Consider the following 25,503-nt stretch of genomic DNA (forward strand, 5'->3'; position numbering starts at 1 on the left):
CAAAATTAGTATCGACGACGTTTTTTGTCTGTCAGAAGCAGGGCTGATTTTCTGTGGTTACAAGGAAGGGCAGGCTGTCATTTATGATGGTTGAATGCGTATCTGTGAAGCATCAATGTCTTTTGTCGTATACGGTTCTCAGTCAATTTCCAACTTTTTACACCGATACCTGAGCGCTCGAAAGCTGATCCCCAGTTTCTCAGCCGCTGCGGTCTTATTCCAACGGGTTTCTTCCAACGCCTGAGTGATTGCCCGGCGTTCTATGTTTTCTAGGTACTGTTCGAGGTTATTGGTGACGATCGGTGCGTTCTCACTGGTTTCATCGACCGCCACTGGCTGCTGTGGTGCGGCTACTTGTGGGAGGTTCAGATCGTCGGTGTTGATGCAGTCATTCTCGGCCATGGTGAAGGCGCGCTGCAGTATGTTCTCCAGCTCCCGTACATTACCAGGGAAGTGGTAGCGCGATAGCGCAGTGATGGCGTCCTCACTCAGTTCGGCATTTGGCATGCCCCATTCGCGGGCGTATTTGGTCACAAAGTGTTTGGCCAGCTGCGGAATGTCCTCAGCCCGCTCAGCTAAGCGGGGGACGCCTAGGTGGATAACGTTCAAGCGGAAGTAAAGGTCCTGGCGAAAGCTGTTTTCATCGACACGTTTGACCAGATCATGGTGGCTGGCACTGACGATGCGTACGTCAATCGGCTGCTCATGTTCTTCGCCGACTTTACGCACGGCTTTTTCTTGGATCACCCGCAGTAATTTGGCCTGCATTTCCAGCGGTAAGTCGGCCACTTCATCCAGGAACAATGTGCCGCCATCAGCAGCCTTAAATAGGCCGGGTTTATCATGGCTGGCGCCGGTAAAGCTGCCCTTTACGTGACCGAAGAACTCACTTTCCATCAAATCGGCTGGAATTGCACCACAGTTGACAGCAATGAACGGGCCTTGCGCTCTTGGACTCAAGTGGTGGATCAGTCGCGCGACCAGCTCTTTGCCGGTGCCGGATTCGCCATGGACAAACACCGGTGCTTGAGTGCGGGCAACCTTGCGGATAGACGCTTTCAAGTCAGCCATGCGCTGCGACTCACCCAGCAGCGAATCGTCAGGCGTTTGTTGATGGATCACCACTTGTGTCAGTTTGAGTGCAGCGGTCACTAGGTCGCGCAGCCGTTGTGTATCAAGGGGTTTGGCAACAAAGTCAAAGGCGCCGGCCTTCAGTGCATCAATGGCCAGTTCCATATTGCCATGAGCGGTGATCATCGCGACGGGCATGTCAGGGTAGCGTGAATGGCACAGCTGAATGATGTCCATGCCGTTACCGTCAGGCAACTTCATGTCAGTGATGCAGAAGTGGTAGGGACGCTGCTGCAGTGCCTCTACGGCTTCACTGACACTGCCTGCTTGATAACAATCGAGTTCCATGCGCTCCAGGGTCAGGGCAATCAGCTCACGAATGTCTGGTTCGTCATCGATGATCAGGGCAGAGTATTGGTTCATAGGTAACTCGGTTTGTTGGTCTGTAGCGTCAGGCGGAAGCAACTGCCTCCGTCAATAGGATGGTACTGGATACTGGCATGATTGGCTTCACACAGTTCGCGGCATAAGTAGAGCCCGAGGCCTGTACCATTGTGTTCCGTGGTATGGAACGGCTCAAACAGATGCTTACGTTGCTCTTCGGCCACGCCGCCGCCATTGTCGATAACATCTAAGTGTACCTTGTTGTCGTGACCTGTAGTCGCTAGCAACTTTAGTGACGCAATTTGATCGTGGGCTTGTGCTTGCTGAATGGCATAACGCAGGCCATTGCCGCACAGGTTGTGCAGTATCTGTTGCAGTTGGTCCGGATCAAATGCTATCAAAATCTCGTGGCCACAGCTTAGTGTTAGCTCACAGTGTTGAGCATCAGGCAGTTCCAGAAAATGACGCTGGAAGTGCTCCAGCCAAGGTTTCAAACGCAGCTGCTCAATGGCAGGCGAGCGCCGGCGAGACAGCTGCAAAATGTCTTCCACCGTACGATTGATGCGCATGCAGTGTTGTTCGATGATGTCGGTTAGCTTAATTTCCGAGGCTTGCAGATACGGCGTTTCAGCCAACAGCTGCGCGGCTTGGCGCATGGCGCTGAGGGGGTTGCGAACTTCGTGGGCAATGCTGGCGGTTAATCGCCCTAATGAGGCCAGCTTTACTTGCTGTGCTTCGGCAGCAATGCGGCTGGCGTCCTCCAGTACCAGCAAGGCATCGCCGGTATCGCTTAGCGGGATTTTGCGAAAATTGAGGGTCCGTCCGCGAATGTCGAGCTGTGTTTGTTGCTCGATTTGCTGCAGTGCGCTCGGCAGAGGCCCGTCCTGTAACAACGGCCACCATTGGGCCGCGGCGTCGTTAAAAAACAATACTTGATGATGTGCGTCACAGGCGATGATTCCGTCGGGTAGGCTGAGTAGCGCCTTTTGACTGAGCTTTTGCAAGCGGCGGATGCGATGCGCCTGATGAGTGGCCAAATCTAGGGCACTGTTCAGTCGCATCGACAGCGCTTGAGTGACTCCCGCCAGCAAAAAACATAAAAAACCATAAATGCCAGACTCGACCACCGTCGTGGCATCGTAGTTTTGTGGCCAAACGTGCTGGAAAAACATCACCGCCAGGGTCGTCCAAGCGGCGACGGCGTAGCCAAACAAGCCCGGAACCAACAGATTGGCGATGACTACCGCGATCAATATCAGGCTGGAAAAGCCGCCGGCCAGACTGCCACTGCTGTGCATCAGCAGGGCCAGCAGAGCGGTCTCTATGAATACATAAACCGTTGCGGTTTCAATATTTGGGCCGCGGTTGGCGATGACAACAAAGATGCTAGCGACCATTACGTAGATAGAAACGGTAATCAGGAATACTTCGGGCAGATGACGACCGAGTATGGCGTTGTCTTGATCCAAGCTATCGATGACGGTCAGCAACAATGCCAGAAACAGGGAATAGTAGCTGTACAAGCGCAACAAACGATTGCCGCGCACGATCATTTCCGACGATAACGAAAAGCGCCCCAACCATCGACCAGGCATTGTTTGTTCCTTTGTTGCTACAGGATGTTTGCGCCAGTCGGGGAATTTCCTGACAATACGCGCTCGTCTTTACACCAGCCAGAGAGTACCCCGACGGAATGTCACAGTCACTTACCATTCACATGGCCCAAATCAACTATCACGTCGGCGATATCGACGGCAATGTGGAGCGCATCTGCGCGGCAGCGCACCAAGCGGCTGGTCAAGGCGGCGATGTGCTGGTATGCACCGAGCTGGCGGTGACCGGCTATCCACCAGAGGATTTGTTACTGCGTCCAAGTCTTACTTTGCGTGTTGAAAAAGCGCTACAGCGCATTGCCGAGGCGAGTCACGACATTGCCATTGTGGTGGGGTATCCCTGGCAGCAGGACGGCAAGCTCTACAATGCCGCCGGTTTTTTCTGGCAAGGGCAGTGTATGGGGCAGTATTTTAAACAGGAACTGCCGAACTATCAGGTGTTCGACGAAAAGCGCTATTTTTCTGCCGGCAGTGAGCCACAAGTGATCAACTTTAAAGGTCACCGCATTGGCCTCACGGTCTGTGAAGACATCTGGTTTGATACACCGATGGATGCCAGCGTGGCAGCGGGAGCTGAGTTGATTGTCAATCTCAACGCGTCGCCATTTCATCAGAACAAACGCGGCGAGCGCCAGCAGCAGGTTGGGCGGCACGCTACACGCCATCAATGCCCGGTGCTTTACGTCAATCAAGTCGGCGGGCAGGACGAGCTGGTATTTGATGGCCACTCATTCGCTATCGATCAGCAAGGCCGTTGTGCAGTGCAACTGCCAGGCTGGCGAGAGATGGTGGCCAGTGTGGTCTGGGATGGTCAAACCCTAAGCGCGGGCGCTTCATGTTCGATTGGGCCGGATTCAAATGAGCCGGATTCGAATGAATCGGAATGGAGTGAGCCGGAATGGAATAAATCAGAGCCGAGCGAGTCGGAGCTGAGCGAGCTGTACAGTGCTCTGGTGCTGGGTGTGCGCGATTACGTTAACAAAAATCGTTTTCCGGGGGTGGTGCTGGGGTTGTCCGGCGGCATCGACTCGGCTTTGACTTTGGCGATTGCTGTCGACGCCTTGGGCGCTGAGCGGGTAAAAGCCGTCATGATGCCGTTTACCTACACCTCGGACATGAGCAAAAGCGACGCCGAGCAGCAGGCGCGCAGCATGGGCGTGCGTTACGAGTCCATTTCCATTGAGCCCATGTACCGTGAGTTTATGCAGGCGCTAGCTCCGGCTTTCGCTGGCGCCGACGTGGACACCACAGAAGAAAACTTGCAGTCACGGTGTCGCGGCGTATTGCTGATGGCAATGTCGAACAAAACCGGCGCCATGGTGCTCACCACTGGCAACAAAAGCGAGATGGCGGTCGGCTATGCCACCTTGTATGGCGATATGGCGGGCGGTTATGGCGCGCTAAAAGACGTGTACAAAACCAAGGTGTTTGCACTGGCGCGTTATCGCAATAGCCTCGGTGAGGTGATTCCAGAACGCGTGATCACGCGGCCACCTTCAGCGGAGCTAGCACCGGATCAGAAAGACGAAGACAGCTTGCCGGCCTACGAGGTGTTAGATGACATCTTGCAGCGTTACATTGAAAACGACGACAGTGCCGACGACATCATTCGTGCAGGTTTTGATGCCGAAGTAGTGCACCGTGTTCTGCGCTTGGTTGATATCAATGAATATAAGCGCCGTCAGGCACCCATTGGTGTGCGCGTTACACGTCGCGGTTTTGGTCGTGACCGTCGCTATCCTGTGACCAACGGCTGGCGCCCGGGGCTGTAGTGTTGCTTGAGTGGCCGGCGCCAGTCAGCCTCTCGCTCAGCCGCGTGACATGAGGGCGCAGTAGAAGTAGTACCACAAATGCTATGGGCCACGCCAACGTGTAGCTGGACAGCCAGCGCTGCAGGTAGCCATCGCCCATGCCGGAGCTAACCGCCGTCACAATGGCAGAGACGGTGCCTGCCATTATCATCGACATCAACGCCGCAAATACGACAGGAAAGTGTTGCGGTTTCAACAGTGCCACTGAGCACACCTCAAAGATGACCTTGGCTCGACTCTAGCAAGGTCATCACGATCTGTCAGTCGAGCAGCCCGAACGACAGAATATTCAACAACGAACCGCGATCGGCTTGGGCCAGACCACTGCTGACAAACCGGCCGTCATTCAACTGCGGATGCTGAGGGTGGTTGTGCTGGAGCAGGGCCAGGGCATTGGCTTTCTCATCGCTCATGCCGAGTTCGTCGTACGCTTCGACCATGACGGCCAAGGCATCGGCGACGGCGGCGGTGTTCTGATAATGCAGCAATACATCCTGACAGCGATTCGCTGCGGCAATAAAGGCGTGTCGCTTCATGTAATAACGCGCCACTTCCACTTCATAAGAAGCCAGTCGTTGGCGCAGAAACTCCATGCGTGCGCGCGCATCGGCAGTATAGGGGCTGTCAGGAAAGCGAATGAGCAACTCCGAAAAGTGAGCGAAAGCATCGCGCATGGGGGTCGGGTCGCGCCGTGCTACGTCGTCCGATAGATACCGCTCCACAAACGAAAAGCCCAGCTCATAAGTGGCCAGCGCGCGCAAGTAATAAGCGTAATCCACTTGCGAATGCAGCGGATGCAAGCGAATGAAGCGCTCGCTCGCGGTGAGCACCGACTCCATGTCCGCCGTCATAAAGTGGGCGTACATCATGTCCAGTTGACCTTGTTCGGCATACTGGCCAAAGGGATAGCGTGAATCCAGCTGGCGCAGGCGTTCCATGGCCACAAGGAAGTTCTCATTGTCCAGCGCTTCACGTGCTTCCTGGTAATACTGACGTTCGGTTTTCTCGTCGGTTTTGACCGGCGAGTTGGAGCAGGCGCTAAGCATTAGAGCCAGGGCAAACAGCAGCCAACGGGCATTCATGGAGTGATTTCCTGATAGTCGGTATACTAAACGACTGCGTATTTAACCACAGTCACCGGGTCCTCCCAACCACAGCGAGCCCTCTGCGGCCGAGTCGATCAAACTTTATGTCTCAACAGATTTCTGAACAAATTCAAGTGCCCGCCGAGTGGGGCAACAAACGTCTGGACCAGGCCGCTGCGGCATTGTTCCCGGAGTATTCGCGCTCGCGCCTGCAGCAATGGATAAAAAGCGGGGCGCTCACGGTAGACGGTGATGTGTGGCGTGGCCGTGACAAGTTGGTTGGCGGTGAATGTTTGTCGTTGCAAACAGAGCTAGAAGCGGAAGGCGACTGGCAAGCAGAAGAAATGGCGCTGGACATCGTTTACGAAGACGATGACATTTTGGTGCTCAATAAACCGGTAGGTTTAGTGGTGCACCCCGCCGCAGGCAACCATAGCGGTACCTTGCTGAACGGGCTGTTGTATCACTGTCCGGAGCTGATCAATATTCCCCGCGCTGGTATTGTCCATCGCCTGGATAAGGACACCAGCGGTTTGATGGTGGTAGCAAAGACGCTCAATGCTCAAAACCAGCTGGTCGCTCAATTGCAAGATCGCAGCATGGGGCGCGAGTACGAGGCCGTGGTCCAGGGTCAGATGACCGGTGGTGGTACGGTGGAAGAACCCATCGGCCGTCACGGCACGCAGCGCACCAAAATGACCGTCAGTCCCACCGGTAAAGAGGCGGTTACTCACTACCGGGTGTTGCACAAGTTTCCCTCACACACCTACATTCGCTGCAAACTGGAAACTGGCCGTACCCATCAGATTCGTGTGCATATGGCGTATATCGGCCATGCCTTGGTCGGTGATGCGACCTACGCAGGGCGCACACGATTGACCAAAGGCGTCGGCCCTGAGCTACGTGAACTGTTGGCGAGCTTTCCGCGCCAGGCACTGCACGCCAGGCAGCTGGGCTTGGTCCATCCTGTCAGTGGCAATTACATGGAATGGCACAGCGATCTTCCAGAGGACTTCGAACATCTGTTAGCCGTGTTGGATGACGATGCTCAATCGCGTTGATGGCTTGGAGTTCCATCATTGGTCAGAATTTCCGCAAGTGCGGTTGTGTACCACTCGTGGTGATGCCGACTGGGGGCAATCACAGGGTGACTTTGCACGACTGAATCTTGGCCTGCATGTGGGGGATGATCCGCTGTTGGTGAAGGCCAACCGCATTGCCTTGTTGCAACGTTTGCCCAGTGTCTCGGCGATTCAATGGCTGCAACAAACTCACAGCACTGATGTGGTAAAGGCCTGTGGTGGAGCCGTGACACTTGCGGGAGATGCATCATATACCGATCAGCCCGGGCTGGCGTGTGCGGTGATGACGGCAGACTGCTTACCGATATTACTCAGTGATGGCGTCAGAGTGGCAGCGGTTCATGCCGGGTGGCGCGGCCTTGCCAATGGAATTGTTGAACAAGTCCTCAATCAGTTTCCTACTCGTCACACTGTGTGTGCTTATCTCGCCCCTGCGATTGGGCCGCAGTCGTTTGAAGTTGGACCGGAAGTGGCGCAGCAGTTTGGCGCCGACGCCAAGCTGTGCACCGTGCCCGGCGAGGGAGATCGTTTACTGGCGGATATCTATGCCTTGGCCAGCCTGCGATTGCAAGCTGGCGGGGTGGCGCGCATTCGACGCAGTGATGTGTGTACTTATCGCGATGAGCGCTATTTCTCTTATCGGCGCCAGAACAGAACCGGGCGCATGGCCAGCCTGATTTGGCTTAGCGGCAATACTTAGCGATCCTGTCGTCCGCTTCTTTGAGCTTGGCTTGCCGTTCTTCATCTGACAGTGGGCTGACCGTGCCATCTTCGCGAGTAAAGGGACGATTGAAGTTTGAAGACAACAAGGACTTAACTTCTTGCGCATTGGCGCACAGAGCTTCTGCCTCTTCTTTGCTGACACCTGAAATGGTTTCAGCTGCCTTTTCCTCTTCTTCGTTGGTAATTGGCGCTGGCACCTTATCGACCACCACGTTGTAGGTATCTTCATTCACACCGCGTCGCGGTTGGGAGCTGAAGTGCACCTGACCATTTTCATCCACCCAGCGATAGACCTTATTGGCCTGAGCTGGAACGCTGGTTATCAGCAGGCTGGTGAGCAGTGCAGCAGCGGAAAAAACGGTGGTTAATTTGGTCATGTTGCGTCCTCTGGTGGATCTGTCTGGCCTTGCCTTTGCTGTGGTCATGGTTTTGGTCATGTCAGACCATTGCAATGCGCCACCTGACTCATGGCCAGTGAATGTCTTGAGAGTCGATAAAACCCTATTTGTTGTCAAGGTGTTAGCACCGATTCTGAGGTAGACACAGCATAGTGGAATGATAAACTTGCAAAGCCTTTGTAGTCCGGTTTAGGTCCCGCCACCCTGGGATGCTGGAATCGCAATGACGGCCTCTGGTGCGGTTATCCTCCGACCCAGTTCAGTCTCACCTTCTCGGACCAGAAGGTGGGGTCTGATGAGCAACTAAAAGTTAATCATCCAGCCCTGAGCTTCGTTGTACATGGCTCAAATCGTTTAGTTATTAATTGTGGTGCTTGAGAAAGCACAAAAAAGAGGATAGTACGGTGGAATTACTTTCCGGCGGAGAAATGTTAGTTCGCGCTCTGCACGACTCGGGCGTTGAATATATTTATGGGTACCCAGGCGGCTCGCTGCTGCATGTGTACGATGCCGTCTACAAACAAAGTTCCGTGAAACACGTACTGGTCCGTCACGAGCAAGCCGCTGCTCATATGGCCGATGGTTATGCCCGTGCGACCGGTAAGCCGGGGGTGGTGATGGTGACGTCAGGCCCTGGTGCGACCAACACCGTGACCGGTATTGCAACCGCCTTTACCGACTCCATTCCGATGGTGGTGATTGCTGGTCAGGTGCCGAGTCATTTGGTGGGCGACGATGCTTTCCAGGAAACCGACATGCTGGGTGTGTCGCGACCAATCGTGAAGCACAGTTTTTCGGTCAAACACCCGGAAGAAATTCCTGAGCTGGTGGCGAAAGCATTTTACATCGCCAGCACTGGGCGTCCTGGTCCTGTGGTGATTGATATCCCCAAAGACATGACTTTGCCCAACGAGCGCTTCGAATATAAGTTTCCGAAGAAGATCAAACTGCGCTCCTACACGCCGCCACAGCGTGGCCACACTGGCCAGATTAAAAAGGCTGTGGACCTGTTGTTGGGTGCTAAGCGCCCAATCATCTACAGCGGCGGCGGTGTCATCATTGACGGCAGCTCAGACAAACTTCGTACCTTGGTTGATCGATTAAACTTCCCGTGCACCAACACGCTGATGGGGCTGGGCGCATATCCGGGTACCGCCGATCGCTTTGTTGGCATGTTAGGCATGCATGGCACCTACGAGGCTAATATGGCGATGCATCATGCTGATGTGATTTTGGCCATTGGCGCACGCTTTGACGACCGCGTAACGAACGCCACTGATAAGTTCTGCCCAGACGCGAAAATCATTCATGTCGATGTCGACCCATCGTCGATCTCCAAAACCATCATGGTCGATGTACCGATTGTGGGGCCGGTAGGTAGTGTACTAGATGAAATGATGAGCCTGCTGGACGAAGCCGATGCCACGCCAGACGCCGCTGCGTTGGATTCTTGGTGGAAGCAAATCAATGAGTGGCGCCAGCGTCATGGCATGCGTTATCAGACCAATGACAACGGCTTGATGAAGCCGCAAGAAGTGGTTGAAGCCATGTGGCAAGCGACCAAAGGCGACGCCTACATCACTTCAGACGTGGGCCAGCACCAGATGTTTGCCGCGCAGTATTACAAGTTTGATAAACCCAATCGTTGGATTAACTCTGGTGGTCTGGGCACCATGGGCTTCGGCTTCCCGGCGGCGATGGGCATTAAGATGAACATGCCAGATGAAATGGTGGTGTGTGTCACTGGTGAAGGCTCTATTCAGATGAATATTCAGGAGCTGTCGACCTGCTTGCAGTACGGCATTCCGGTGAAAATTCTGTGCCTGAACAATGGCTCCCTCGGTATGGTGCGCCAGTGGCAAGACATGAACTACGAAGGCCGTCACTCGCACTCCTACATGGAGTCGCTGCCGGATTTCGTCAAGCTGGTGGAGGCTTATGGCCACATCGGCATTCAAGTGAAAGATCGCAGCGAATTGCCACAGGCACTGGAAGATACCTTTGGCAAGTATAACGACCGTCTGGTGTTCCTCGACGTCGCCGTAGACGAAGAAGAACACGTATACCCAATGCAGGTGCCGATGGGCTCCATGCGTGACATGTGGTTGAGCAAGACGGAGCGTACCTGATCATGAGACACATCATTTCTATCCTGATGGAAAACGAGCCAGGCGCTTTGTCGCGCGTGGTGGGTTTGTTTGCTCAGCGTGGCTATAACATCGAAACGTTGACCGTGGCACCCACGGAAGATGAGTCGTTATCTCGTCTGACCATGACCACCACCGGCGATGATCGTAAGATCGAACAAATCACCAAGCAGCTGAATAAGCTGATCGAAGTGGTCAAGCTGGTCGATCTGTCCGAAGGTGCACACATTGAACGTGAGCTAATGTTGATCAAGGTAAAAGCGGTGGGTGCCCAGCGCGCTGAGATCAAACGCACGGTGGACATCTTCCGTGGTCAGATCGTTGATGTGACGGCCAGTGTGTACACCATTCAATTAACTGGTGCGACGGATAAGATCGAGGCCTTTATCGACTCCATTGGCGAAGGTTGCGTACTTGAGACCGTGCGCTCAGGCGTATCTGGCATTGCCCGTGGTGAAAAGGTGTTGAGCCTGTAACGCCAACGAGTAAGGAAAAGGCCGCAAACCGTGAAGGTTGCGGCCTTTTTTATTGGTCGTATTCAAGGTACGCCAGTGACATAAAAGCGGAAAAGGCGGTAATCACAAACACCGCGCCAAGGCTGTTTAAGCTCAGCATAAGTAACCCGGCGATGATCCATCCGGTTTTTACATGCTCGATACGACGGCGATACAGCGGGCTGCTGAGCCACTGATACTCTGGCTGCTGCTCCGGCAGACGGTAAAAGCGACGTACCTTATCCAGCCAACTGCGGCGATGATTAGACATAAGCAATCAATCTGGCGTGAAGTGTTTTACCAGCCTAACGCCAACTGCGCTGGCTTGCCGTGCATAACAGAAATCCATCTAGCCAGTACCTTGGCATATAGACGGCTGTTCTGAGTCACGCTGGTGCAGTGTGATGCACCGTTGTCGCTGGGCCGCACCTAGTTGGCGCAGCTCAGCGTCACAGATGAGGGGGCTTAGAGGCGGTAAGTCGTCTTGGTCATAACCTTAGACAGGCCCGTCATCGCCAGTTTGACTGGCAGTGGGAAGCGAGCACCACCGGCATCCAGTGCAGTGGTCGCGTGTTTGGCTTCATCTTCTAGCATCTGCAGCAATACGGCTTTGCTCTTTTCGTCCTGCACCGGCAGCTCCGTCATATGCGCTGTTAGATGGCGGCACACCTGTTCTTCGGTGGCAGCAACAAAGCCCAAGCTGACCTTGTCGCTGACCTTGCCGGCGAGGGCACCGATGCCGAATGACAGGCCATAAAACAGTGGATTTAAACGGCTGGTATGACTGCCCAGCTCATTAATGCGTTGTTCACACCAAACTAAGTGATCGATCTCTTCGCGGGCGGCTTCTTCCATCGCCTCACGCACCTGCGGCAACTTGGCCGTCAGTGCCTGGCCTTGGTACAGCGCCTGAGCACAGACCTCGCCGGTGTGATTGATGCGCATTAACCCTGCTGCGTGGCGCTTCTCGTCGTCATCCAGTGCTGGCGCCGGGCGCTGCTTGGCAGGCGATGGGCGATACTCTGTAGCGGCTCCAGGAACCAAGGTACGCAATGCCTGGTCGGCGTGGCCGATCAGTTTGTCCAGCAGTGACAATCGACGCGGTTGTGTGTGAGCGGTGTGCTCCTGGCTCATAACAGGCCTCCCAAAAATGGAACTGCCGCCATTTTACGGCAAGCGCCGCCTGTGTGCATGATGTTGATCAGGTATAGTGATCAACACACCTCATGCAGGACACGCTATGCAAGATATTCGCGACCTCGGTTTGATGTTGGATCGCCAGTTGCCGCTGCTGGTGATTGAAACGTACGAAGAATCCCGCACCCTAGAAATTCTGACCCGACTGGCCATTCAGCGTGGATTGGGTTTGCAGCAATGGACGTTGACCGACGGTCTGCGCCGTTTGGGTTTTGGTGAAGACCTTAGCGCCAACGACGATACTCATGAGCCGGACGCAGCGCTGGCGGCAATCAAGTCGCGAGAACAAGGCGGGCTGTTTGTATTGTGCGATTTGCACCCATATTTGCATGAAGCCAAGGTGGTGCGTCTACTGAAAGACATTGCTCTGCAGCACAAGCGCTTTGGCAAAACCTTGGTATTGCTCAGCCACCAGCTGAAGTTGCCGGATGAGCTAAAGCGCATGGCGGCGTATTTCTCATTGCACCTGCCCGACGAAGAACAATTGCTGGCGCTGGTGCGCGAAGAGGCGCGGTTATATGCCAAGCAGCATGGCCGAAAGGTCAAAGCCGATCATGATATCTTGCACCGCTTGGTCGCTAATCTGCGTGGACTGACGCTGTCCGATGCACGCCATCTGATTCGCGGTGCCATCGTTGATGACGGCGCGCTGTCGGAAGAAGATGTGCCTGCGATTAACAAGGCCAAGCTCGAGCTGATGGATATGGACGGCGTGCTGCAATACGAGTTTGACACCGCGCGCTTCGCCGAAGTGGCCGGTTTAAACCAGTTGAAGCAGTGGTTAGAGCAGCGTCACAAGGCGTTCTTGGAGGCTGATGACGCGCTGCGCCCGAAAGGTATGATGCTGTTTGGCATTCAAGGCGGTGGCAAAAGCCTGGCGGCTAAGGCCGTAGCTGGCAGTTGGGGCGTCCCCTTGCTGCGTCTCGACTTTGGTACTTTGTTCAATAAGTTCATCGGTGAAACTGAGCGACAGTTGCGCGAGTCGTTGCAACTGGCGGAGGCCATGTCGCCCAGTGTGGTATGGATTGATGAGATTGAAAAAGGGTTGGGTCAGGACGCGACCGATGGTGGTGTCAGCCAGCGTGTGCTTGGCACCTTGCTGACCTGGCTGGCGGAGCACAAGGCCCGCGTGTTTGTGGTCGCAACAGCAAACAACATCCATGCTCTGCCACCCGAGCTAGTGCGTAAAGGACGTTTGGATGAGTTGTTTTTTGTCGACTTGCCGGATGCGGAAGTGCGCCAGAAAATCCTCGCCATTCACCTGCAAAAACGCGGGCTCGACAGCAGCTTGTTTGACTTGGCTGCGGTGTCGGCCATGAGTGAAGGTTTTTCCGGTGCCGAGCTGGAGCAGGCGGTGGTCTCGGCCTGGCACGCGAGCGATGGTGAGCGCATCAGCACAGACAGCTTGATGCGAGAAATCATGCGCACCCGGCCACTGTCCGTGACCATGGCTGAGCCGCTACAGCGTCTGCGTCAGTGGGCTCAAGAGCGCGCGGTGATGGCCAGTTAAAAGGCTTACAGCGGGTCGGTAGAGGTCTCCAGCTCATTTAAGCAGCGACGTAACTTATCTGCGGTAATGGGCTTGGGAATCACTTGGCGAATGCCAACATTCAGGGCTTTGCGACGCAACTCCGCTGACACCATGCCGGTGAGCATCATCATGCGTGGTTTCGGCTCAATCTCTTTATCGCCGTTGATGCGCTCGGCCAGTTGCAGGCCGGTCATGGCAGGCATGTCCTGGTCGGTGATAACAGTATCGATCGGCTCACCAATGGAGGCTTGGCTGCGTAACTGCGCCAGTGCCTCTGGGCCACTGTGGCTGACCCACGCGTCGATGTTCCAACGCTTCAAGTGCTTCTCCAGCACAGTGCGCAAGGTGGCATTGTCATCGACAATCAGAACACGCCGGCCAATTAAGCGCGGATCGCTGAACATCGCACGCTCTGCGGCATCATGCTCGGCCGTCAGTGGTAAATACAGATCAACGCTGGCGCCTTGTTGATTGATGCTTTCGACCGCCATACGTGCATGCATATGCGCCAGTAACTGACGGCTGACGCGCAAATCCCAATGGCGATTGGCCAAATCGCTGTCATGGCCGCGCTGCGGTTGCAGTTGACGCAGCACAGCGCGAAATTCTTCATGTTTGATCAGGCTGCCGCTCAATACCAGTTGTAAGTGCAAACCTTGCTGCTGTTCGTGTTGGTACGGCTGTGCCCGCAAGGTCAGTTCGCCAAACTCGGCGTAGTCGAGGGTGTGGCGCAGCAGCGAATACAGTATGGCGGCGATGCGCTGTTGATCGCCGATATAGCGTGGCGCTAGGCGATCGCTGGCGTCTAACATGAGTTCGACTTGCTTTTGCACCGACTGTTGCTGGAAGTACGTCATGGTGTGTTCGAGCAACTCGTTAATGGCAAAGGCTCTGCTTTCCAACTCAATGCGCTGCTCATACAAACGCCCCAGATCAGCCAGCTGATTGGTCACATGGACCAGGTCGCGGCCAGCCATATGGATGGTGTCGAGGTAGGAGCGTTGGCTGGTGCTCAGCGGAGAATCCGACAACAGTTCACTCATGCCGATCACGCCGTTGATGGGGCTGCGCAGCTCGTGACTGATCTGCGCCAACAATGCCGGCGGCAGCTCTGATAAATTGGCGCGTGATTGATAGCTCTTGTGTGTGCGATTGATGCGCATACTAGCTAGAACCAGGCTGACGACCATCACCATGGGCAGCAGTAAGGTGGCCCAATCGGTAAAGGTGTCGAGCTGCAGCAAGTTGAGGTCGGTCAGTACCGAAATCAGCAGGCCTAAGCCGGCGATGGCAGCGCCCCATTGCAGCGGCTGCTGGGCTTTGCGTTTGTGGCTGTGGCGGAACAGTAGCCACACCGCCAGCAGCAGGTAGTTGATGGTCACTGCTAGGGTCACTAACAAGTCGGCAAAGCCATCGAGGAACAACGCCGTCAGCATGGTCACTGCCTGCAGTAATGACAGCACCGTCAGGCCAATGCGGCGCACCGGTGTGGGCCAGGGTAGGCTATTCACCGCTTGGTTAAAGGCGATGGCGGCCAATGGTAAGCACACTAAAGTTAGCCATTCGCGGACTTCCGGCGGCACCGGATGCAGTGCCGCCCCTAGGCTACTCCAGGCTACCAGGTAGCCCGCCATGCTCAGGCAATAGCCCACCGACCAGCCAGCTAAAGCCAAGCGTTGGCCTACCCAGAGCTGGGCAAAATAGGCAAGGGTCGCCAGAATCCAGCCCAGTACTAGGCCTAACGTCCAAAACTGCGCCTGCTCATTTAATAAAAAGTGATCCAGGCTGGTGATATACACCGCTGAGTTAAACACTGAATCGGAGCTGAGACGAATCAAATAGCTGTGTGTCGACTTGGGCTGCAGGGCAACGCGAAACGGGTAGGCCTGTTGAAAGCCACCACGTAGCTGCCCGGCCTGTTGCGCCGCGAGCACAGAGCGCAAATCCCCACTGGTGATATCAAACAGCCGTACTTGCCCAAGGCGATTGTTGGACAAGCTGATCACAGCTTGGCGCTCGTTGTTGTAGGGGTTGGTGATGCTCAAGCGCAGCCAAAAGACGGAGTCGGAGACACCAAACTTTAGCGTCTGGCTATGGCTGGGGGTAAAGCGCAGCTGCTGCTCTCGCGTCAGCATGCGCTCGATTCCTAAGCGCGCAGAGCTGTCTTCATAGATGGCAACGTATTGCGTCACCGGAATGTCGTAGGAGCCGTCGGGCAGCAGCACCGGGCTGTTGCCCCAACTGGGTAAAACGATCAACGTCAGCAACACCAGCAGCAGGCGATTGATCGCTTTCATCCATGTCACTCCGTTACGCTGACCTCGTTAACAGCCGTTATTATGACTGCTCACGAGCAACAGCGCGATAGCCGATGTCGGTGCGATAAAACGCATCTTGCCAGTCAATCTGACGCGCCAGCTCATACGCATTGCGCTGTGCATCGGCCACGCTGTCGCCCAATGCCGTGGCACACAATACGCGGCCACCGGCGGTGGTCACTTGTTGCTCGGCGTTTAAGGCAGTACCCGCATGAAATACTTTGCGATCCGCGCCGTCGTCAGTGGGTAAGCGGATAACATCGCCTTTGCGATACGTCGCCGGATAACCACCAGCCGCCAATACCACGCCCAGTGATGCACGTGGGTCCCATTGGGTTTGCTCAGTGTCCAATTTGCCTTCCAGTGCGGCCAGACAATGAGCCACCAGATCCGATTGCATGCGCAGCATGATTGGCTGAGTCTCTGGGTCACCAAAGCGGCAATTGTACTCAATCACTTTCGGTGCACCGCTTTGATCGATCATCAAGCCGGCGTAGAGAAAGCCAGTGTAGTCATTGCCTTCGGCGGCCATGCCCTCCACCGTGGGGACAATAACTTCGCGCATGATGCGCTCATGCACGTCAGCGGTGACCACTGGCGCTGGGGAGTACGCACCCATGCCGCCGGTGTTGGGGCCAGTGTCGCCATCACCGACGCGTTTGTGGTCCTGGCTGGTGGCCATGGGCAACACGTTTTTGCCATCAACCATGACGATGAAGGAGGCTTCTTCACCGCTCAGAAATTCTTCAATCACCACACGACAACCGGCATCACCAAAGGCATTGCCAGACAGCATGTCTTTTACTGCGTCTTCGGCTTGCTGCAGTGTTTCGGCCACGATAACGCCTTTGCCTGCCGCCAAACCGTCGGCTTTCACCACAATCGGTGCACCTTGCTCGCGCAGATAGGCCAGAGCAGGTTCTACCTCGGTAAAGTTTTGGTAGCTGGCGGTGGGGATGTTGTGACGGGCGAGAAAGTCTTTGGTGAAAGCTTTAGAGCCTTCCAACTGCGCCGCACCTTGCGACGGGCCAAAGATCTTTAGTCCGGCTTGCTGGAACTGATCCACCAAACCTTCCACCAGCGGCGCCTCGGGGCCGACAATGGTCAAGCCAACGTCGTTGCTTTGCGCAAACTGCTGCAGGGCATCGAAATCCATCACATCAATAGCGACGTTTTCCATCCCACTTTCATTGGCGGTGCCGGCGTTGCCAGGGGCAACAAAAACATTGTTTACCAATGGAGATTGCAGTGCTTTCCAGGCCAGGGCATGTTCACGACCGCCTGAACCTATCACCAGAACGTTCATATCTATCTTTCCTTTGGTCAGCCTAATGGCATGACTTTTCAATAACCGTTTGCCGACGATGGCAGAAGAGCCATCGCCGGTTATTGCTTGTTAGTGGCGGAAGTGGCGCATGCCGGTAAAGACCATGGCGATGCCGGCTTCGTCGGCCGCTGCGATCACTTCGTCATCACGAATAGAACCGCCAGGTTGAATAATGGCCTTGATGCCAGCTTGTGCGGCGTTATCAATGCCATCGCGGAACGGGAAGAAGGCATCTGATGCCATCACTGCCCCTTCTACCGCAAGGCCCGCGTGCTCGGCTTTGATGGCAGCGATGCGAGCCGAGTTCACGCGGCTCATCTGCCCGGCGCCCACACCGACGGTTTGGCGATTTTTGGCGTAAACAATGGCGTTCGATTTCACGAACTTGGCCACCTTCCAAGCAAACACTAGGTCGTTAATTTCGTCTTCCGACGGTGCCCGCTGGGTGACAACCTTGAGGTCGCTGACGTCGATCATGCCGTTGTCACGATCTTGTACCAACAAGCCGCCATTCACACGCTTGTAATCCAAACCAGGTGAGCGTTCAACGTCCCATTGGCCACAGGCCAACAAGCGTACATTTTTCTTCGCTGCGACCACGGTCGCCGCTTCGGCGCTGACTTTTGGGGCAATGATGACTTCGACAAACTGACGGTCAACAATGGCTTTGGCGGTGTCGGCATCCAGCTCGCGATTGAATGCGATGATGCCGCCAAACGCTGATTCGGTGTCGGTGGCAAAGGCCAGGTCGTAGGCTGCACGAATGCCACCTTCCGCTTCTGGCACCACCGCCACACCACAAGGGTTGGCGTGTTTGACGATCACACAGGCCGGTTTGCTGAACGACTTGACGCATTCCAGAGCGGCGTCTGTGTCGGCTACGTTGTTGTACGACAGCTCTTTGCCTTGCAATTGAGTGGCCGTGGCGATGGAGGCTTCCGACGGATTGGCTTCAACATAAAACGCCGCTTTTTGATGCGGGTTTTCGCCGTAGCGCATGTCTTGAGTTTTGATGAACTGGCTGTTGAAGGTACGCGGGAAGTCGTGGCGCTGCTCAACGCTCAGTGTCTCGGCGCTTTGGTCGATGGTGCCCAGGTAATTGGCGATCATGCCGTCGTAGGCGGCGGTGTGCTCAAATGCCTTCAGCGCCAAATCGAAGCGTGTTTTGTCTGCCAAGCCTTGTTGTTCGCGCAGCTCGGCCAGTACTCGAGCGTAGTCGTTGCTGTTCACGACGATACCGACATGCGCATGGTTCTTGGCCGCGGAGCGCACCATGGTGGGACCGCCGATATCGATGTTTTCAATCGCCATGGGCAGATCGCAATCGTCTCGCGCTACCGTGGCAGCGAAGGGGTAAAGGTTCACCACCACCAGATCGATTGGATTGATGCCGTGTTCATTCATTACCGCATCGTCCTGGCCGCGACGGCCCAATACGCCCCCGTGGATTTTCGGGTGCAAGGTTTTTACGCGGCCATCCATCATTTCCGGAAAGCCGGTGTAATCCGACACTTCTACTGCGGGGACTTGGTTGTCCAGTAGCAGTTTGTAGGTGCCGCCGGTGGAGAGGATTTCGACACCGAGTTGCTGCAAGGCTTGGGCAAATTCAACGATGCCGGTTTTGTCGGAGACGCTGATCAAAGCGCGACGAACGGGAGTCAATGTGGTCATCTTGGTCATTCGGTCAGTTTTTGAAGGCTAAAAACGAAAAAGCGGCCAGTGGCCGCTTGAAAGGGATCAGTGCTTACAGCATTCCATATTGCTTCAGCTTTTTACGCAGCGTACCGCGATTCAGCCCCAGCACCACAGAGGCCTTGGTCTGATTGTCGCGGGTGTACTTCATCACCGTTTCCAACAGTGGCGCTTCCACTTCAGACAGCACCATGTCGTACAAGTCGACAACGGGCTGGCCATCTAAGTGGTCAAAGTAGTTCTGCAGAGCTTTTTCTACGCTATCGCGTAGGGTGTGAGTCGGCTCCAGCGGAGCACGCAGATGATTTTTCATATCTGCCGAGTCGGTCACGGTGTCAACCTTCCTTTCAATAGATTCGGTGTTCATGCTGCCATCCCCTTTCGTCTTACTGTATCCCTGAAAAATTCTGCCACCGCCGCTAGCTGTTGCTGTTGCTGCTCCAACTGATTGAAGGTTTTGCGAAAAGCACTGCCTTCATCGTGCTGTTGCAAGTACCAGCCGACGTGTTTGCGAGCGATTCGAACGCCTAGATAGTCGCCGTAAAAGTCATACAGGGCGTCCATATGGGCAGTCAGAATACGCTCTACCTCGGCCAGTTCCGGTGCTGGCAACAACTCGCCCGTGCGCAAATAGTGGACGACTTCGCGGAAAATCCACGGACGCCCTTGTGCCGCACGGCCAATGAGTACGCCATCGGCGCCAGTGTAGTTCATCACCTCAGCCGCTTTGCGCGCATCGGTGATGTCGCCGTTGGCAAATACCGGAATGTCCACCGCCTGTTTAACCTGGCGGATGGTGTCGTACTCAACGGTGTTTTTGTAGCCGCAAGCCCGTGTCCGGCCATGTACCGCCAAAGACACAATGCCCGCCGCCTGCGCCAGCTCTGCCACCCGTGGTGCGTTACGCAACTCGGGCGACCAGCCAGTGCGAATCTTCAGCGTTACTGGTACATCGACCGCTTCAACCACGGCCTGCAATATATCCTTAACCAGCGTTTCATCTTTTAGTAATGCCGAGCCGGCAGCCTTGTTACAGACTTTTTTGGCTGGGCAGCCCATGTTGATGTCGATAATCTGGGCGCCATTGCTGGCATTGAAACGTGCCGCATTGGCCAGCATGTCTGGGTCACCACCAACAATCTGAACCGCAATGGGCTCGGGTTCGCCGGTGTGATCCAGGCGCAGCTGAGATTTGCGCGTATTGCGCAAACTTGGGTCCGCAGACACCATTTCACCGACCACCAGGCCAGCGCCCAGGTTGCGGCACAGTTGCCGGAAAGGGCGGTCAGTGACGCCCGCCATTGGCGCGAGAATCACCGGGTTGGGCAAGGTGTACGGGCCAATATTGGGCATACGTCCAGATTACGTTTGATCAAAAAATGTGCGACGAAAAAGTCGCGACATGATACTCACAACCCCTCAGCGAATAAAGGGCTAATTGCTGGTTTTTTGTGCATTAAAACGCTTGACTCAGGGCGTTTGGTTGGGCATCAGCTGGATGGCATAACTCACTGCTTTAGGGCCTGGATCGACGATTTCCAGTGAGATATGAATCGGTGTGCGCACCGGCATATCGTTGCGGCCAGCCAGCTCACCAGACAGGTATTCTTGCGGGCTAAAGGAGCGACTGGCGACCAGATTTTCGTTGAGATCACGAAAGATCAGCGCCAAGTCGGGGAAGGGCTGAGGGTAATCCGCTAGGTTGTTAATCAAGGTATCAACGACCAGGGCACCCTGCAAATCTGGGTGCGCACGCACCACCAGGTGTTGTGTCGCGATCTTGTTCATGTTCTGAATGGCAGGCAACGAACATTGCAGCACTTCACACGCTTTGGCGTACCAAGGGCGCCACTGCGGCTGGCGCGACCAATCATCGAAGCGGAAGTAGGCTGTTTGTGCCAGCACCAGTGCCAGCATGGCGAGTGCTCCCAGTGCCCAGCCCCAGGGCAGGGCTCGGCGTTGGCGCGGCTGGGCAAACTGCAGCGGTTCTGCTGCGATGCGCAGCTCATCAGCGGGTGGCACCAGCTCCAGTGTCTCGGTTGGCAGTTCATTGCGCCCCAGTGTCATGCCATCTTGGCGGTCGCTATTGCGCCCAGTCTCCGCTTCGATAATGTCGTCTGGGTCACCGGCATCGCTGAAAACGGGTCGGCTGAATTCGTCACCGCGGTCGAGGTCTTCAAGGGTGATTTCTTCGTCTTCGCGCAGCAGCTCGTCGGTCCATGACTCTTCTTCTTTCTGCGCTTTTTTGTCCTCGTCGACGGGCAGTTCGAACTCCAAAAAGGCATCGTCAACGATCAAAGCACTGCGCTCGACTGGTTTGGCGTCTTTGCGTTCTTCCGGACGTAACCCTAGGTCTGCCAGTGGGTCGTCGGCTATCTGATCGGGCACGTCGTCGCTGTCATCCAGATCCATGTCGTCATGAATCAGGCCGAAGTCATCGTCGTCATCGTCCACCGCAGTTTGACTGTCCATGTCATCGAAGATCATGCCGATATCGTCATCGCTGGTTTCTGGCTTGGCGGCGACGGCGGGCTTTTCTTCATCGACAAAATAATCAGTAGCTTTAAACACTTGCAAGCAAGAGCCACAGCGCACGGCACCATTGGCTACTTTCAGGTGCTCTGCGCGGACCCGAAAGGTGGTGTGACAATGAGGGCAGCGGGTGACGTGCGTGGCCATGATTAACGCTCCTGGCGCTTACGACCACTGAGCAATGCCCAGTCATCCAGGAACTGAGGGTCGTCCATCTCAAACCACTGCTGGTAACAGGCCTGCACCTCGCTGGCTTGCTCTGCCAGAATGCCCGACAGCGCCAGTTGGCCGCCCGGGCGTGTTAGCTGAGCAATGTGCGGTGCCAGCTGGCGTAGTGGCCCAGCTAAGATATTGGCAATGGTCACGTCGGCTTGCAGCTCGGGTGTGTTTTCGGGCAGAAAGACCTGAAAGCGTGCCGGCTCAATGCCGTTACGCTTGGCGTTTTCCTGCGTTGCTTCCAGCGCTTGCGGGTCGATGTCGGTACCGGTCATGCGCTCAGCGCCCAACAGCAACGCCGCCATACCTAAAATGCCGCTGCCACAGCCGAAGTCGAGGATGTGCTCGCCGCCTTGAATGGCGCTGTCGAGGTATGACAAGCACAAAGCGGTGGTTGGGTGGGTGCCGGTACCGAAAGCCAGTCCTGGGTCCAGCATGAGGTTGACTGCGTCTGGCTCTGGCGGTTGTTGCCAGCTAGGGCAGACCCATAAACGCTGGCCAAACTGCATGGCCTGGTAGTCATCCATCCAGGCGCGTACCCAGTCTTTGTCTTCCAAAATTTCAATCTTACAGTTGGGCAGCAGCGCGCCACCTTCGGCAGTGAAGGCCAGTTGCAAACGTTGCTGCAAGGTGTCCGCTTCAGTGTTGGCGTCATACAAACCGAGCAGCAGGGTTTGGTCCCATAATGGGGTGGTGCCCAATTCTGGCTCTAGAATTGGCTGGTCGGCGTCGTCCATTAAGGTGACGGACAAAGCACCGGTTGCCAGCAGGGCATCTTCCAGCGCATCGACCTGCTCTTTGGCGGCATGAAGGCGGGCTTGAATCCAAGGCATAGTTAGCGATTACTCAAATGTTGCAATGCGGCACTGAGAGCCAGTTGATAGCCTTGCACACCCAGACCGCAGATGACGCCAACGGCGATGTCTGATAAATACGAATGGTGGCGAAACGGCTCGCGTGCGTGCACGTTAGAAATGTGGATTTCAATAAAGGGTATGGCCACCCCGGCCAAGGCATCACGCAGCGCAACACTGGTGTGGGTATAGGCGGCGGGGTTGATCAAAATAAAGTCGACACCGTCTTGCGCAGCGGCATGTACGCGATCGATCAGCTCATGCTCGGCATTGCTTTGGAATTGTTGCAGTTGATGGCCGTGTTGCTGCGCCTGTTGCTGCAAGTTTTGCTCGATGTCAGCCAGTGTGGCGGCGCCATAAATATGTGGTTCACGTGAACCCAGCAAGTTGAGATTAGGGCCCTGTAACACCAGTATGTTGGCCATACGGTTTTCCATGGTTGAAGGTGTGCGCAAAAACGGCGAGTTTGCCGCAAAGCCTGGTCAGCGTCCAGCCAGTCGGCAGGAAATGGGACCTTCTTAACAGATCATGCCGAGTCAGGTTCAGACTCACCGGCTTTGCCAGCCATGCTGACTTGGTTGCGTCCGCCTCGTTTGGCGCAATACAGCGCTTGGTCGGCACGTTCTACCAACGAGGCGGCCGACTCGCCGCTCCATTGGGCGACACCGCAGGAGAACGTCACTTGTAACTCGCGCAAGCCACCATGAATCAGGTTGGCGAAGTTGGTACGTACCTTGTCCATGACGGCAAATGCCTGGCGCTCATCGGCGTCTTGCAGCAATACGGCAAACTCTTCGCCTCCGTAGCGGCCAATTGGATCACTTTTTCGTAGGTTCTGACGTAAAAACAGCGCTAAGTTTTTGATCACGACGTCGCCGACGGGATGCCCGTGGGTGTCGTTGATGTTCTTGAAGTGATCGATGTCGACCATCACAAAGCTGAGCGGCTGACCGGATTGGCGATTGATGTGATCTTGCAGCGTTTCCAGCATATGGGTGTGGTTTAACAGGCCAGTAAGGCTGTCTCTGGAAATCAGTCGATACAACTGCCGAGCGCGTTCGACCCGAGTCCTAATGGTGGTGAGCAGATGTCCAGGTTCCACAGGTTTGGTGAGAAAGTCATCGCCGCCTTCGGCCATGGCTTCTAGCTGGCGCTCGCGATCGTCCTCACCGGACAAATAGATAATTGGCAGATTCAGAAATTCTTTTTGCTGGCGAATCACCCGCGCTAGTTCCATGCCATTGCACTCTGGCATGTACATGTCCATCAGTACTAAATCTGGCCCAAAACTGGCCATGGCATCTAGGACTTGCAGCGGGTCGTTGCTGACCTGACTGAGCATGCCGGCTTTGTTCAGCACGTTGGCAGCGTGCATGGCCTGAGCGCGAGAGTCGTCCACGATCAGGATTTTATACGGCGGCTGCGGTGAGTGATCGAGCATATTTTCTAAGTGGCCGATGACCGATTGCACTTCGGTATCCGAGTACATGCCGACACCGCCATGGCGCATGGCGTTTAAGCGCTCGACGATGGTGGGGGCACTTTGGCGGAAGGTAAACAAAATAGGCAGGGCAATATCACGGCTTTGCTGTACCCGATTGGCCAACTCGATACCTGCGCCGCTGCCGCCAAAATCAATGTCCATCACGATCGCCGCCGGGTGGCGTTGCTGCAACGAGTCGACAAAATCCTGGGTGGTGGCCTTCAGCTCGGGCAGTAAACCAAAATACTGCATTTGCTCTGCCATGGTGAGGGCGTTGTCGGTATCTGCCAAGGCGACATAAATCGGTTTTTTGCTTGGAATAAGACGTTCTGGGTTGTCGTCGTCGGTGTGTCGCAGCGCTGTTTGGCTGAGCAGTAATACGTGGTGATTGAGCTGCTCCAGCTGTTCGGTATTGGGGCTGCGACCGGGGCGAATTTCTTGCAGGATCAGTAGCATGGCGCGAGCGATGCTTTCATGGCGCTCGGCTTCGAAGCGTTGGGCAAAGCGGGCGAGCTTTTCCGTGGCCAGGATAAAATCATTCATCGCTTCTTTGGACCATTGCTGATCCGGCAGCCGTCGCCAGATATCAAGTAATTGCCTGACTTGATTAATCACGCGGCTGGAAAAATGCTGGCGCAAGCGCGCGGCAGGGGTCAGCGATGTCATCATGGCGGCTACAGCATTCTCGCCTAGCTATGGATAAGTTCTAAGAATAGCAGGCAAAACGCTCGTTATTGCGGTCTGTATCATTGGATCTGCATTTTAGCTGGCCAGACGCTAATCTTGTGTGGCAAAAATATTTCCCTTAGACCCTGTTGTTGCTTGGAAAATGACCTCCCTGACTGGTTTGAATCGAAGGTTTGCCTGGGGCAGCTGGCTGGTGTTACTGCTGGCACTGCTACTGTGGTGCGTAACCGTGCTGTTGGCAGATGTCAGTCGCTGGGTGCCGGATGGGGCCATTGAGCTTGCGCGCGAGCAGTACGATGAGCCGGCAGCGCTGCGGCTGCAGCAATGGCGGCAGCAGCTGCAGTTATTGGCTACTGCAGAGGAGCAGCAACAGCTTAAAGGCGTGAACCAGTTCTTCAATGACCATATCCCGTTTGTTAGTGATCAACAGCATTGGCGGCAAGAAGATTTTTGGGCCACGCCGTTTGAGTCGCTGGCGACACACGGCGGTGATTGTGAAGACTACGTCATTGCCAAATACTATTCGCTGGTAAAACTGGGAGTGCCCACCGACAAGCTGCGCATTACCTACGTGCAGGCCTTGAAACTCAATCAAGCACACATGGTACTGGCCTATTTTCCAACGCCTGATAGTGTACCTTGGGTATTGGACAACCTGACCGATGTGATTTTACCGGCGTCAAAGCGACCGGATTTGGCGCCCGTGTACAGCTTTAATGCCGAAGGCATGTGGCTGGATAAAATGAAAGGCCGTGGTGTATTGATGGGAAATCCGAACAAGCTCGACCGCTGGACCGACTTGCGCGTGCGCATGAACCAGCAGGGTATGGACTTATAGATAGGTAAATAGGAAGCCAA

General features: G+C 55.2%; 23 protein-coding genes. 7 read left to right on the forward strand and 16 right to left on the reverse strand.

The genetic code is table 11. The annotated features are described in order from the left end of the window. Positions 1–138: 138 nt before the first annotated feature. Positions 139–1,494, reverse strand: coding sequence for a sigma-54-dependent transcriptional regulator (locus CHH28_RS09620; RefSeq protein ID WP_094060111.1), 1,356 nt, complete (start codon positions 1,492–1,494; stop codon positions 139–141). After that, on the reverse strand, positions 1,491–3,050 hold the full coding sequence (locus CHH28_RS09625) for a sensor histidine kinase (RefSeq protein WP_094060112.1): 1,560 nt from the start codon (positions 3,048–3,050) through the stop codon (positions 1,491–1,493). The genes CHH28_RS09620 and CHH28_RS09625 overlap by 4 nt, the downstream gene beginning before the upstream one ends. Positions 3,051–3,148: 98 nt before the next feature. On the opposite strand from CHH28_RS09625, the gene CHH28_RS09630 reads away from it, so the two are divergent. After that, complete coding sequence (locus CHH28_RS09630; protein ID WP_094060113.1) at positions 3,149–4,840, forward strand: NAD+ synthase; 1,692 nt, start codon at positions 3,149–3,151, stop codon at positions 4,838–4,840. Here the strand turns inward: CHH28_RS09630 and CHH28_RS20615 are convergent. Next, positions 4,773–5,036, reverse strand: a complete 264-nt coding sequence (locus CHH28_RS20615; RefSeq protein ID WP_094062033.1) for a DUF2798 domain-containing protein — start codon at positions 5,034–5,036, stop codon at positions 4,773–4,775. The genes CHH28_RS09630 and CHH28_RS20615 overlap by 68 nt on opposite strands. Before the next feature lie 103 nt (positions 5,037–5,139). Continuing rightward, complete coding sequence (locus CHH28_RS09640; protein ID WP_094060114.1) at positions 5,140–5,961, reverse strand: outer membrane protein assembly factor BamD; 822 nt, start codon at positions 5,959–5,961, stop codon at positions 5,140–5,142. A 107-nt stretch (positions 5,962–6,068) separates the two neighbouring features. Between CHH28_RS09640 and rluD the strand changes: the two genes are divergently transcribed. Together rluD and pgeF are read left to right on the forward strand one after the other, a co-directional pair. After that, positions 6,069–7,025 (forward strand): 23S rRNA pseudouridine(1911/1915/1917) synthase RluD, encoded by a 957-nt coding sequence (gene rluD, locus CHH28_RS09645; RefSeq protein WP_094060115.1) that lies wholly within the window; start codon positions 6,069–6,071, stop codon positions 7,023–7,025. Beyond that, complete coding sequence (pgeF, locus tag CHH28_RS09650) at positions 7,003–7,746, forward strand: peptidoglycan editing factor PgeF (protein ID WP_199244050.1); 744 nt, start codon at positions 7,003–7,005, stop codon at positions 7,744–7,746. Before rluD ends, pgeF begins: the two co-directional genes overlap by 23 nt. Here the strand turns inward: pgeF and CHH28_RS09655 are convergent. Beyond that, entirely contained in the window at positions 7,730–8,146 is a 417-nt protein-coding gene (locus tag CHH28_RS09655) for a DUF4124 domain-containing protein (RefSeq protein ID WP_157729863.1), read from the reverse strand. The two genes, pgeF and CHH28_RS09655, sit on opposite strands and share 17 nt — an antisense overlap. 425 nt (positions 8,147–8,571) lie before the next feature. Between CHH28_RS09655 and CHH28_RS09660 the strand changes: the two genes are divergently transcribed. Then, positions 8,572–10,296, forward strand: a complete 1,725-nt coding sequence (locus CHH28_RS09660; RefSeq protein WP_094060117.1) for an acetolactate synthase 3 large subunit — start codon at positions 8,572–8,574, stop codon at positions 10,294–10,296. A 2-nt stretch (positions 10,297–10,298) separates the two neighbouring features. Beyond that, positions 10,299–10,790, forward strand: a complete 492-nt coding sequence (ilvN, locus tag CHH28_RS09665; RefSeq protein WP_094060118.1) for an acetolactate synthase small subunit — start codon at positions 10,299–10,301, stop codon at positions 10,788–10,790. A 49-nt stretch (positions 10,791–10,839) separates the two neighbouring features. On the opposite strand, the gene CHH28_RS09670 is transcribed toward ilvN, so the two are convergent. Together CHH28_RS09670 and coq7 are read right to left on the reverse strand one after the other, a co-directional pair. Further along, positions 10,840–11,079 carry a hypothetical protein gene (locus CHH28_RS09670; RefSeq protein WP_094060119.1) on the reverse strand — a complete coding sequence of 80 codons (240 nt, stop codon included), beginning with the start codon at positions 11,077–11,079 and terminating at the stop codon, positions 10,840–10,842. A 194-nt stretch (positions 11,080–11,273) separates the two neighbouring features. Continuing rightward, the gene (coq7, locus tag CHH28_RS09675) at positions 11,274–11,942 is read right to left on the reverse strand and encodes a 2-polyprenyl-3-methyl-6-methoxy-1,4-benzoquinone monooxygenase (protein WP_094060120.1); all 669 of its coding nucleotides are present in this window, start codon (positions 11,940–11,942) and stop codon (positions 11,274–11,276) included. Between the two features lie 106 nt (positions 11,943–12,048). Here coq7 and CHH28_RS09680 point away from each other — a divergent pair, with 106 nt between their 5' ends. Then, on the forward strand, positions 12,049–13,515 hold the full coding sequence (locus tag CHH28_RS09680) for an AAA family ATPase (protein ID WP_094060121.1): 1,467 nt from the start codon (positions 12,049–12,051) through the stop codon (positions 13,513–13,515). Positions 13,516–13,520: 5 nt separating this feature from the next. Here CHH28_RS09680 and CHH28_RS09685 read toward each other — a convergent pair whose 3' ends face one another. From CHH28_RS09685 to CHH28_RS09725, 9 genes are all read right to left on the reverse strand, one after another. Continuing rightward, complete coding sequence (locus CHH28_RS09685; protein WP_094060122.1) at positions 13,521–15,833, reverse strand: 7TM-DISM domain-containing protein; 2,313 nt, start codon at positions 15,831–15,833, stop codon at positions 13,521–13,523. Between the two features lie 40 nt (positions 15,834–15,873). Beyond that, positions 15,874–17,160, reverse strand: coding sequence for a phosphoribosylamine--glycine ligase (gene purD / locus CHH28_RS09690; protein WP_094060123.1), 1,287 nt, complete (start codon positions 17,158–17,160; stop codon positions 15,874–15,876). Positions 17,161–17,250: 90 nt separating this feature from the next. Beyond that, positions 17,251–18,852 (reverse strand): bifunctional phosphoribosylaminoimidazolecarboxamide formyltransferase/IMP cyclohydrolase, encoded by a 1,602-nt coding sequence (gene purH / locus CHH28_RS09695; protein ID WP_233243812.1) that lies wholly within the window; start codon positions 18,850–18,852, stop codon positions 17,251–17,253. Positions 18,853–18,925: 73 nt separating this feature from the next. Then, a complete protein-coding gene (gene fis / locus CHH28_RS09700) occupies positions 18,926–19,240 on the reverse strand; it encodes a DNA-binding transcriptional regulator Fis (RefSeq protein ID WP_189388106.1) in 315 nt (104 codons plus the stop codon). Continuing rightward, complete coding sequence (gene dusB, locus CHH28_RS09705) at positions 19,237–20,226, reverse strand: tRNA dihydrouridine synthase DusB (protein ID WP_094060125.1); 990 nt, start codon at positions 20,224–20,226, stop codon at positions 19,237–19,239. The genes fis and dusB overlap by 4 nt, the downstream gene beginning before the upstream one ends. 117 nt (positions 20,227–20,343) lie before the next feature. Beyond that, a complete protein-coding gene (locus CHH28_RS09710) occupies positions 20,344–21,552 on the reverse strand; it encodes a DUF3426 domain-containing protein (protein ID WP_094060126.1) in 1,209 nt (402 codons plus the stop codon). Between the two features lie 2 nt (positions 21,553–21,554). After that, entirely contained in the window at positions 21,555–22,454 is a 900-nt protein-coding gene (prmA, locus tag CHH28_RS09715; protein ID WP_094060127.1) for a 50S ribosomal protein L11 methyltransferase, read from the reverse strand. A gap of 2 nt (positions 22,455–22,456) precedes the next feature. Then, positions 22,457–22,900, reverse strand: a complete 444-nt coding sequence (aroQ, locus tag CHH28_RS09720; protein WP_094060128.1) for a type II 3-dehydroquinate dehydratase — start codon at positions 22,898–22,900, stop codon at positions 22,457–22,459. A 101-nt stretch (positions 22,901–23,001) separates the two neighbouring features. Beyond that, positions 23,002–24,627, reverse strand: coding sequence for a diguanylate cyclase domain-containing protein (locus CHH28_RS09725; RefSeq protein WP_094060129.1), 1,626 nt, complete (start codon positions 24,625–24,627; stop codon positions 23,002–23,004). Between the two features lie 160 nt (positions 24,628–24,787). On the opposite strand from CHH28_RS09725, the gene CHH28_RS09730 reads away from it, so the two are divergent. Beyond that, the gene (locus CHH28_RS09730) at positions 24,788–25,483 is read left to right on the forward strand and encodes a transglutaminase-like cysteine peptidase (RefSeq protein WP_094060130.1); all 696 of its coding nucleotides are present in this window, start codon (positions 24,788–24,790) and stop codon (positions 25,481–25,483) included. The last annotated feature ends 20 nt before the right edge of the window (positions 25,484–25,503 follow it).

It is taken from the genome of Bacterioplanes sanyensis (genome assembly GCF_002237535.1).
Lineage (GTDB): Bacteria > Pseudomonadota > Gammaproteobacteria > Pseudomonadales > Oceanobacteraceae > Bacterioplanes > Bacterioplanes sanyensis_A.